Source organism: Streptomyces antarcticus, assembly GCF_026627255.1.
GTDB classification, from domain to species: domain Bacteria; phylum Actinomycetota; class Actinomycetes; order Streptomycetales; family Streptomycetaceae; genus Streptomyces; species Streptomyces antarcticus.
Map to the genome: position 1 here is coordinate 43,809 of NZ_JAPNLM010000038.1, position 10,137 is coordinate 53,945.

A 10,137-nucleotide genomic window follows, 5' to 3' on the forward strand; every position below is an offset into this window, starting at 1 on the left:
GTGGGGCGCAGGGGCGCGCGGTGTGGCGCGCGGGGCGTCCGGGCGCTCCTGCGTAGCGTGACCCGATGCCCAACCTCCGGATCCGGCGGGCCGCTCCCGCGGCTGTGGCCGCGCTGGTGCTCGTACTCCCGTGGGACGCCACCGCCTCGGTCGCCCCGGCCTTGGCCGGGGCCCCGCCGCCGCCCGCGCCCGGCCCGGCCGGCGCGGCGCACCCCGGCTCGCCGGGGGGCGTCGGTCACGGGCCGGGGGACTGCGGGCCGGGCGGGCAGTGGCCCTGGGACTGCGTCGCCGACTGCGAGAGCGGCGGCCGCTGGGCGGTCAACACCGGCAATGGCTTCTACGGCGGGCTGCAGTTCTGGCAGCCGACGTGGGAGGAGTACGGGGGCCTGGTCTTCGCGGCCCGGGCCGACCTGGCGACCCGCGAGCAGCAGGTCCGGATCGCGGAGGACGTGCTCGGCGCGCAGGGGTGGGACGCGTGGCCCGTGTGCGCGAAGCGGTACGGGCTGGCGGGGCGGATGCACGTGGTGCGTGGCGGGGACACGCTGGTGTCGATCGCGGCGAGGCGTCGGGTGGCGGGCGGCTGGCGCGCGCTGTACGAGGCGAACCGGGGGGTGATCGGGGAGCGGCCGGAACGGCTCGCCGTGGGCACGCTGCTGGCCCTGCCCCCGGCCGCCGCCGCCCCGCCGGTCCCGGTCCCGGCCCCGGTCCCGGCCCCGGTCCCGGCCCCGGCCCCGGCCAAGGCCCCGGTCCCGGCCCCGGGCGGCCCGTCGGGCCGGTCGTCGGCGGTTTCGGCCGCTCCGGCTCCAGTGCCCGGCCCGGCCGTGCCGGCTCCCGCGCCGGGGCAGGCCGTGCCGGTGGCGCCGCCGGCCGCCGCCGGGCCCTCGCCTTCGTCCGCGCCCCTTTCCCCGCCCGCGCCGTCGCGCTTGCGCTCGCGCTCGCGCTGAGCACGGCGTCCGCGCGACGCGGGGTTCGGGTGGGGCCGCCGGACGGGCGACCGGCAGACTGCTCCGCATGCTTGATGCCTCCGCACGACTGCTGCGCCTGCTGTCCCTGCTGCAAGCCCACCGGGAATGGACCGGGGCCGATCTCGCCGTCCGGCTCGGGGTGACCCCGCGCACGGTGCGGCGGGACGTCGACCGGCTGCGGGAGCTGGGGTACCCGGTCAACGCAAGTCCCGGGACCGGCGGTGGCTACCAGTTGGGGGCGGGGGCCGAGATGCCGCCGCTGCTGCTGGACGACGAGGAGGCCGTGGCGGTCGCCGTCGGACTGCGCACCGCCGCCGGGAACGGGGTCGAGGGGATCGGGGAGGCATCCGTACGGGCGCTCGCGAAGCTGGAGCAGGTGCTGCCGTCGCGGCTGCGGCGCCGGGTCTCGGCGCTCAACGAGTTCACCGTCTCCATGCTGCGCGACCCCCAGGGCTCCACCGTCGACCCCTCCGTCCTGACGGAGCTGGCCGCCGTCTGCCGGGACGCCGAACGGCTGCGCTTCGGGTACCGGGACCACGGCGGCAACGTGAGCCGCCGTACCGTCGAGCCGCACCGGCTGGTGTGCACCGAGCGCCGCTGGTACCTCGTCGCCTGGGACCTGGACCGGGAGGCCTGGCGGACCTTCCGGGCCGACCGGATCGAGCCCAGGCCCCCGCACGGGCCCCGGTTCACCCCGCGCCCGCCCCCGGCCGAGGACCTCGCCGCGTACGTCTCCCAGGGCGTGTCGCAGGGCGTGTACGCGGCCCGGGCCCTCATCCGGCTGAAGGTCCCGGCCGAACAGGCGGCACTGGTCGTCGGGCCGAGCGACGGGACCCTCGAACCGGTCGACGCGGAGAGCTGCCTGCTGCGCACCGGGGCGGTGAACCTGACCGTTCTGGTGATTCACGTCATGTTGCTCGGCTGTGAGTTCGAAGTCGTCGAGCCGCCGGAGCTGACGGACCGGATCAGGGCCGCGCGGGATCTCCTGGGGCGGGCCGTCGACTCCGCTCACGTGGAGAAAATGTAAGGGAACTGAGGGGTGATCACCTGGTCTGGTCCAAGAGGGCGCGGAATCTCCGGGGGGAATTACCCTGCTTCCGGCAGGAATTCCGTGCGGTCTTCCCGGCGGGCGTGTCGCGCACGGGAAAACAATTGGGAGCTGTCGATATTCTGTGACACAAGCGTGACCCGGGACGGACTAACGTCCCGGTGCGCCGCTGACGGGCCGGCGGTATCCGGCGGTCCCGCGGCGGGAACGGCGGAGGCGGGCCGGGTCGTCGACCCGGCCCGCCTCGGTGTCGCGGAGGAGGTGGTGCGTACCGCTCCGCGGTCGTCAGCCGCCGGCCACCGGACGCGCCGTGGCGCCCCGTGCGGCGGACCGCTCGGTGTGCGCCGGACGGCGGCTGCCGACGGGGGTGACCGGCGTCCGCTCGGAGCGGATCACGTGCGGCCTCGTCGCCGCGTGCGCGGCGGGCCGGGGTGCCGGCGAGTGCCCGGCGGACGGGGCCGCGGCGGGGAGGGCGGGGGGTGCGGTGGCCGTCGCGGGCGCGGCGGGCGCCGGTGCCTGCTCCGCGGTGGTGGCCGCGGCCGTGGCCACCACCGCAGCCGTGTCCGTGTCCAGGGTGAGCTGCCATTTGCCGCCCGCGGAGAGCAGCGGGGTGAGCGCGACGGCGACCGGCGCGGGCATCCGCCCGGTCTCGGCGCGGCGGCGCAGCAGCTCGCGCAGCTCGAAGACGTAGGCCTCGACGCGGGCGATGAGCGGCTCGAACCAGGGGAGCGCCAACAGGATCAGCAGCCCCGCGGTCCAGCCGAGCAGGACGTCGCTGATCCAGTGGGTCCCGAGGTACACGGTGGTGGCGCCGACGCTCAGCGAGACGACGGCCGACACCACGGACAGCACCCGCCGGGTGACCACGGTGGAGGCCAGGTAGGCCAGGATTCCCCAGGTCACGACGGCGTTGGCGGTGTGGCCGGAAGGGAATATATCGCCGCCCGCGAAGAGCTCGGCGGAGCCGATCTCGGTGGCGTAGTGCGGACCGAGGCGGCCGAGGCCGATCTTGACGGCCCCGACGGTGACGTTGAGCAGCAGCAGGGCCACGCCGAGGGTGATCAGCGGGCGGAGGGTGTGCTGGCGCCAGGAGCGCCAGCCGAGCCAGGCGGCGACCATCACCGCGGTGGGTCCGCGCTGGCCGAGCACGACGAGGTAGTCGAGGAAGGCGTGCAGCTGCGGCCACTGCTCGTAGGGGCGGAAGAACATGACCTGCCAGTCCAGCCGGACGAGCCAGGACGTGGTCAGTACGGCCACCACGATCGCGAGGTAGAAGGCGAGGGTCGATCCCAGGAGCACGACGCGGTGCCGGCTCATCCGCGGAGTTTGCAGATGAGCCGGTCGCTCTGGTTCCCGGTCCAGCCGGGCGAACACCCGCTCCAGACGGGGCAGGATTAGGTCGGTACGCACTCAATCGACGTTACCGCGCGTTGCCGGGCACCCCGGGCGAATCACGCGCTTTGTGATGACCATGTGATGTGGAGTTGGTCTCACGCGGGACTTAATCGGCGCTATTTCGAGCGCTGTTGGAGCCCACTTGATCCACGGTCACGGGAATTGTTTCGCACACTTATCTGTGCTCTATCGCCGCAGCTCAAGTCTTTTGCTGAAAGATGTATCGGAATGTTCCATTCCGTTATCGGCGGGGCCCCGGCCGGCGGGATCCGCGCGGGGTCGGCACGCAGTCCGCACGGGCCCGCGGAGGCTACGGAGGCCCCGAGCCGTTCAGCCAGAACGCCCCGTAGACCGCCGAGGCCAGGGCGGCCGCCCCCAGCACCAGGGCCGCCCACCGCGTCCGCCACCGGGCCAGCGCCACCGCGACGGGCAGCAGCAGCGGGAAGGCGGGCAGCAACAGCCGCGGCTTGGAGCCGAAGTACCCCGACGCGCACAGGGCCAGCGCCACCACGATCCCGCCGTACACGAGCAGCGGCACCGGCTGCCGCTGCCGTACGCACCGCACGTACAGCCACAGCACCAGCGCGACCCCGGCGATCAGCCCGGCCCCGGCCGCGAAGCCCGCCGAGGCCGGGGAGCCAGGGGAGGCCAGCTTCGCCCCGACGAAACGGGCGAAGGCCCAGCCGCCGTCGAAGCCGTTGCCCCAGCCGGCCTGGACGTCCAGGTAGCCGAACAGCCCGCCCCCGGTGCGCGCGCCGACCCACAGCACGTACGCCGCGGCCCCCAGCGGGGCCAGTACGGCGCCCGCCGCCATCCGCCACGACCGCTCCCCGCGCCGCCAGGCCAGGGCGACCGCCACCCACACCGCCGCGACCACCGCGGCCCCGACCGGGCGGGTCAGCCCCGCCCCCGCCGCGAGGAGCCCCGCGGTCAGCCACCGGCCGCGCAGGGCCCCGTACAGCGCCCAGGCGGCCAGCGCGGTGAACAGGGCCTCGCTGTACGCCATGGACTGCACGATCCCGACCGGCAGCACCGCCCACAGCGCCACGGCCAGCACCCCGGCCCGGCGGCCGTGCAGCAGGTCGGCGACGGCGAAGATCCCCCAGGCCGCCGCGAGTCCCGCGAACGCCGACACCACCAGGCCCGAGGAGCCGTAGGAGAGCCCGGTCGCGGCCGACACCAGCCGCTCCAGCCAGGGCAGGAGCGGGAAGAAGGCCAGGTTCGAGTGGACGTCCCCGTTCGGGAGGACCACCTCGTACCCGTACCCCCCGGCCGCGGTGCGGGCGTACCAGAGCGAGTCCCAGCGGGCCGACAGCAGCGTGTGCGGGCTGCTTCCCGCGGCCGCGCTCCAGCCGGCGAGCACGGTCAGCGCGAGCACTCTGACCGCCGCGAAGACGGCCAGCGCGGGCGCGGCCCGGCGAAATCCAAGATCTTCCACGGGCATGATTATCGGTGGCGGCGCCCTGTGGGCGCGGCCGAGCACCACGAGCCGTGAGCGCGCGTGTACGCGGGGGAGGAAGACCCGTTCGGCGAGTGGCGTACGCCACACGGCGGCCGCCTCCGGGATGAGAGCTTGACCACGTGAGCGACAAGCGAACTCGCGTACGCTGACCGTTCACTCGCGTGTCGATGCCGGACCCGTCGGAAGCCGCACAGCGCACCATCCCCGCGGCCCCACAGACGCTGGTCCGCCGAGTGCGGGGGGATCACCTGGGAGGTACATGCATGTCGGGGACGAACACGGCCGACCGCAGGACCGACCGCGGAACCCCTACCCCCTGGCAGCGGCTCCGCGCCGCCTCCGGCGGGGCCAACCGCTGGGTCGTCCTGGCGGTGCTCTGCGTCAGCCTGGTCCTCGTCGCGCTCGACGCGACGATCCTGCACGTCGCCGTCCCCTCCGTCACCGAGGACCTGCGCCCCGGCTCGATCGAACTCCTCTGGATCGTCGACGCCTACCCGCTCGTCTGCGCCGCCCTGCTGATCCTCTTCGGCACCCTGGGCGACCGCGTCGGCCGCCGCCGCATCCTGCTCCTCGGCTACGGGCTCTTCGGCGCGGCCTCCGCGCTGGCCGCCCTCGCCGACAACGCCCAAGTGCTCATCGCCGCCCGCGCGCTGCTCGGCATCGGCGGCGCGATGATCATGCCCGCCACGCTGTCGATCCTGCGCCAGGTCTTCCCCGACCGGCGCGAGCGGGCCCTCGCCATCGGCATCTGGACCGCCGTCGCCGCCGTCGGCGCCGCCAGCGGACCGGTGCTCGGCGGCTTCCTCGTCCAGCACTTCTGGTGGGGCTCCGTCTTCCTCATCAACATCCCGCTGATGGCGCTGATCCTCCCGCTGGGCCGCTGGCTGCTCCCCGAGTCGAAGGGCTCCTCCGACGGGCCCTGGGACGTGCTCGGCGCGCTGATGGCCGCCGCCGGGGTGCTCGGCTCCGTGCTCGGCGTCAAGCGGCTGGGCGCCGAGCGGCAGCTGCTCGACGCCGAGGCGATGGTCCCGCTGTTCCTCGGGGCGGCGCTGCTCGTGCTGTTCGTACGGCGACAGAAGCGGCGTACGCACCCGCTGATCGACATGCGGCTGTTCTCCCGCGCCGCCTTCACGACCTCCGTCGGCTGCATCGTGCTCGCCATGCTGGCGCTGGTCGGCCTGGAGCTGATCGCCGTCCAGTACCTCCAGCTGGTGCTGCACCTCAGCCCGCTGGAGACCGGCCTGCGGCTGCTGCCGCTCACCTTCGCCGCCATGGCCGCCGGCGCCACCGGGTCTTACACCCTGACCCGGATCGGCCCGCGGACCATGGTCTCGCTGGGCTTCGTGCTCACGGCCTTCGCCGTGCTGCTGCTGACCTTCATGGGGCAGCAGGACCGGCCCGTCCTGCTCACGGTGGGCTTCATCCTGCTCGGCTTCGGGCTCCAGACCACCCTGTTCGCCGCGTACGAGTCCATGCTGAGCGAGGCCCCCGCGGACACCGCGGGCGGCGCGGCCTCCATCGGCGAGACCTCGTACCAGCTGGGCGCGGGCATGGGCATCGCGCTGCTGGGCAGCGTGATGAACGCCGCGTACGCACCGGGGCTCGCGCGGGTGCCGGGGGTCTCGGCGGCGCAGTCGGAGGGCGCCGCCCATTCCCTGGGCGAGGCCTACCAGATCGCCGCGCAGCTCGGCGGGCCCGCGGGGGCGTCGCTGTACGCCGCCGCCCGGCACTCCTTCGTGCACGGGCTGCACGTGACCCTGTTGGTCAGCGCGGGGCTGCTGCTGGCGGGCGCGGTGATGGCGCTGAGGCTGCCGCGGGTGATGGAGTGCGGGGCGCCTGGCGGCGAGCCGGGCGGGGACGTGGCGGTGCGACTGCCTGCCCAGGGGGGCGGGCAGCGGGTCGGCGGGGTGCCTTCGCCGTCCGCCGGTGAGTCGTATCCGGCTCCTGCTGAGCGCGCGGGCTGATCGTGCTGGGCCGCTGGGCCGCCGGGCTGCCGGGCCGCGGTGCCGCTGTGGGCCAGGCCCGGGTGCGTGCTCGCGTGCGGCGCCGTTGCCGGGGGCGCTGCCCCCGGACCCCCGCGCCTCGAACGTCGGCGGGGCTGGTGGGGGTGCGCCTCGAACGCCGGCGGGGCTGATCGTGGAGGGGGTGGACGGGTGGGGAAGGGGGCGTCTAGCGTCGGGGGGCGCGCGAAAACTTGCGCTGCTAGGTTCTGACTCAGGCCGCCGGGAGGCCCCGTGTCCGCGTTCCAGCCCCACGATCCGCTCGGGCTCGACGAGCTCCTCGGTCCGGAGGACCTCGCCATCCGCGACACCGTCCGCGGCTGGGCCGCCGACCGGGTGCTGCCGCACGTCGCCGAGTGGTACGAGAAGGGCGAGCTGCCGGAAATCCGCGAGATCGCCCGCGAGCTCGGCTCGCTCGGCGCCCTCGGGATGTCGCTGACCGGCTACGGCTGCGCCGGCGCCAACGCCGTCCAGTACGGCCTCGCCTGCCTGGAGCTGGAGGCCGCCGACTCCGGGATCCGCTCGCTGGTGTCCGTACAGGGCTCGCTGGCCATGTACGCGATCTGGAAGTACGGCTCCGAGGAGCAGAAGCAGCGCTGGCTGCCCGGCATGGCCGCCGGCGAGCTGATCGGCTGCTTCGGCCTGACCGAGCCGGACCACGGCTCCGACCCCGCGGGCATGCGGACGTACGCGAAGCGCGACGGCGCCGACTGGGTGCTGAACGGGCGCAAGATGTGGATCACCAACGGATCGGTGGCCGCGGTCGCCGTGGTGTGGGCGCAGACCGACGAGGGGATCCGCGGCTTCGCGGTGCCCACCGGCAGCGCCGGGTTCTCCGCCCCCGAGATCAGGCACAAGTGGTCGCTGCGCGCCTCGGTGACGAGCGAGCTGGTCATGGACGACGTACGGCTGCCGGCGGACGCGGTCCTTCCGAACGTCACCGGGCTCAAGGGTCCGCTCGGCTGCCTCAGCCACGCGCGGTACGGGATCATCTGGGGCTCCATGGGCGCGGCGCGCTCCAGCTTCGAGTCCGCGCTCGACTACTCCAGGACCCGGGAGCAGTTCGGCAAGCCGATCGGTGGCTTCCAGCTCACGCAGGCCAAACTCGCGGACATGGCCCTGGAGCTCCACAAGGGCATCCTGCTGGCCCACCACCTGGGCCGGCGCATGGACGCGGGGACCCTGCGGCCGGAGCAGATCAGCTTCGGCAAGCTCAACAATGTCCGCGAGGCCATCGAAATCTGCCGGACCGCGCGGACCATCCTGGGTGCCAACGGGATCTCCCTCGAATACCCCGTCATGCGGCACGCCACCAACCTCGAGTCGGTCCTCACCTACGAGGGCACCGCCGAGATGCACCAACTGGTGCTGGGCAAGGCGCTCACCGGGCTCGACGCCTTCCGGTGAGGGCCCTGCCTAGCTCTGGTTGAAGAAGTCGCGCGAACGGCCGCCGGACTCGCCGCTCACGATCTGGGTGTCGGCCGGGGTCAGCAGGAAGACCCTGGTCGCCACCCGCTCGATCGATCCGCGCAGCCCGAAGGTCAGTCCGGCCGCGAAGTCGACCACGCGCTTCGCGTCGCCCGGGTCCATCGACGACAGGTTGACGATCACCGGGACGCCCTCGCGGAACAGCTCGCCGATGCCCCGTGCGTCACGGAAGCCGTCCGGGGTGACCGTGGCGATCCGGCGTCCCTGGTCGACGGCCGACTCCGAGACCACCTTGACCCGGGGGTCGGTGACCCACGCGTCGCCGGGGCCGGAAACCGAACCACCCTGGGCGGCCTCCGCGTAGTCGTCGTCGTAGTAACGCTCGTCGTCGCTGTCTTCCACGAGACCCAGCCAGGCACTCGCCTTGCGCACCGAACCCATGGACGCCTCCTTTCACCGCGGTCAGTCTGTCTTCTCTCCGCTGCCCCTATGGTCGTCCATGATGCTGACAACGCGCCAAGTGGATAGTCGGCGCGCACGGGTTTCGTGACGGTACTGGTGCAGAACATCCGTTGCACGGTCAAGGATCCAGGCGCCTACCGCTGCTGACTGAGTGAAAATACGATTGCTGCGCCCTTACGGGTGACCGGTGCGGACGTACGGGTGACGCGGGGGGCTCGCTACGATGCCCGGCAGGCACACGTACGACCCACGGGGGAGCAGATTGTTCGGCATCGTCAGACCTTGCGCGCACCGGCTGGGGGAGCGGTTCAAGGCCGAGTGGACGGCCCATCTGTGCGGGCTGTGCCTGGCACTTCGCGGGGACCACGGCCAGTTCGCCCGGATCGTCACGAACTATGACGGTTTGCTGGTCTCCGTTCTGACGGAGGCTCAGTCCGGGCCCGCCCCCGGCGCCCGGCGCACCGCGGGACCCTGTCCCCTGCGCGGGATGCGCACGGCCGCGGTCGCCCAGGGCGAGGGGGCGCGGCTCGCGGCCGCCGTCTCGCTCGTGCTGGCCTCCGCGAAGATACGGGACCACGTGGCCGACCGGGACGGGTTGTTGGCCCGGGCGCCCCTCGCCCTGGCCGCCCGCAAGGTCGCCCGCGGCTGGGACCGGGCCGGCGCCCGCACCGGAGCCTCGCTCGGCTTCGACACGGCGGTGCTCGTCGACGCCGTGGACCGGCAGGGGGGCATCGAGACCCTGGCCGGCCCCGGCACGCCCGTGCTCGTGGTGACCGAGCCGACGGAGACCGCCACCGCCGCCGCCTTCGCGCATACCGCGCTGCTGGCCGGACGGCCAGGCAACGCCCCCGCGCTCGCCGAGGCCGGCCGGTACTTCGGGCGGCTCGCGCACCTGCTGGACGCGGTGGAGGACCGGGGCGCGGACGCCGAGGCCGGTGCCTGGAACCCGCTCACCGCCACCGGGACCCCGCTCGCCGAGGCCCGGCGGCTGTGCGACGACGCCCTCCGGGGCATCAGGCTGGCGCTGGAGGAGGTCGAGTTCACCGACGCGGGCCTCGCCCACCGGCTGCTCGTGCACGAGCTGCGGACTTCCGTGGACCGGGCCTTCGGGACCCGGGGCTGCGGGCACGACCACACCGGCACGGCATCCGCCGGGCAGGGCGGCAGCCCGTACGGGGGCCAGCCGTACGGGGGCCAGCCGTACGGCGGCCAGGGCGCCGGCAACCCGTACGCGCAGCACCCCTACGGCGGCCCGCCCCAAGGCGGCGCCCCGTACGGCGGGGGAGCGCCCGGCGGTCCCGGCCTGCCGCCCTCGGGCCCGGGCGGCGGCGGTGGCGGTGGTTTCGGTGGCGGCGGCTTCGGCGGGGCGCCCCCCCC

General features: G+C 74.2%; 8 protein-coding genes. 5 read left to right on the top strand and 3 right to left on the bottom strand.

Annotated elements, in window-relative coordinates; translation table 11 throughout:
- Positions 1–65 precede the first annotated feature (65 nt).
- Both OTB16_RS35100 and OTB16_RS35105 read left to right on the top strand, forming a co-directional pair.
- Positions 66–944, top strand: coding sequence for a LysM peptidoglycan-binding domain-containing protein (locus OTB16_RS35100; RefSeq protein ID WP_420717863.1), 879 nt, complete (start codon positions 66–68; stop codon positions 942–944).
- Positions 945–1,011: 67 nt separating this feature from the next.
- Positions 1,012–1,992: a helix-turn-helix transcriptional regulator gene (locus tag OTB16_RS35105; RefSeq protein ID WP_267726442.1), complete on the top strand. Its 981-nt coding sequence runs from the start codon at positions 1,012–1,014 to the stop codon at positions 1,990–1,992.
- Between the two features lie 306 nt (positions 1,993–2,298).
- On the opposite strand, the gene OTB16_RS35110 is transcribed toward OTB16_RS35105, so the two are convergent.
- Together OTB16_RS35110 and OTB16_RS35115 are read right to left on the bottom strand one after the other, a co-directional pair.
- On the bottom strand, positions 2,299–3,423 hold the full coding sequence (locus OTB16_RS35110; RefSeq protein ID WP_267726444.1) for a phosphatase PAP2 family protein: 1,125 nt from the start codon (positions 3,421–3,423) through the stop codon (positions 2,299–2,301).
- A gap of 295 nt (positions 3,424–3,718) precedes the next feature.
- The gene (locus tag OTB16_RS35115; protein ID WP_267726447.1) at positions 3,719–4,852 is read right to left on the bottom strand and encodes a glycosyltransferase family protein; all 1,134 of its coding nucleotides are present in this window, start codon (positions 4,850–4,852) and stop codon (positions 3,719–3,721) included.
- 281 nt (positions 4,853–5,133) lie between these two features.
- Between OTB16_RS35115 and OTB16_RS35120 the strand changes: the two genes are divergently transcribed.
- Positions 5,134–6,834: an MFS transporter gene (locus tag OTB16_RS35120; protein WP_267726448.1), complete on the top strand. Its 1,701-nt coding sequence runs from the start codon at positions 5,134–5,136 to the stop codon at positions 6,832–6,834.
- Between the two features lie 270 nt (positions 6,835–7,104).
- Entirely contained in the window at positions 7,105–8,277 is a 1,173-nt protein-coding gene (locus OTB16_RS35125) for an acyl-CoA dehydrogenase family protein (protein ID WP_267726450.1), read from the top strand.
- Between the two features lie 9 nt (positions 8,278–8,286).
- Here OTB16_RS35125 and OTB16_RS35130 read toward each other — a convergent pair whose 3' ends face one another.
- The gene (locus tag OTB16_RS35130; RefSeq protein ID WP_267726452.1) at positions 8,287–8,739 is read right to left on the bottom strand and encodes a cell division protein SepF; all 453 of its coding nucleotides are present in this window, start codon (positions 8,737–8,739) and stop codon (positions 8,287–8,289) included.
- Positions 8,740–9,022: 283 nt separating this feature from the next.
- Here OTB16_RS35130 and OTB16_RS35135 point away from each other — a divergent pair.
- Positions 9,023–10,137: DUF5685 family protein (locus OTB16_RS35135; protein ID WP_267726454.1), on the top strand; the 1,115-nt coding region annotated here is incomplete at its 3' end.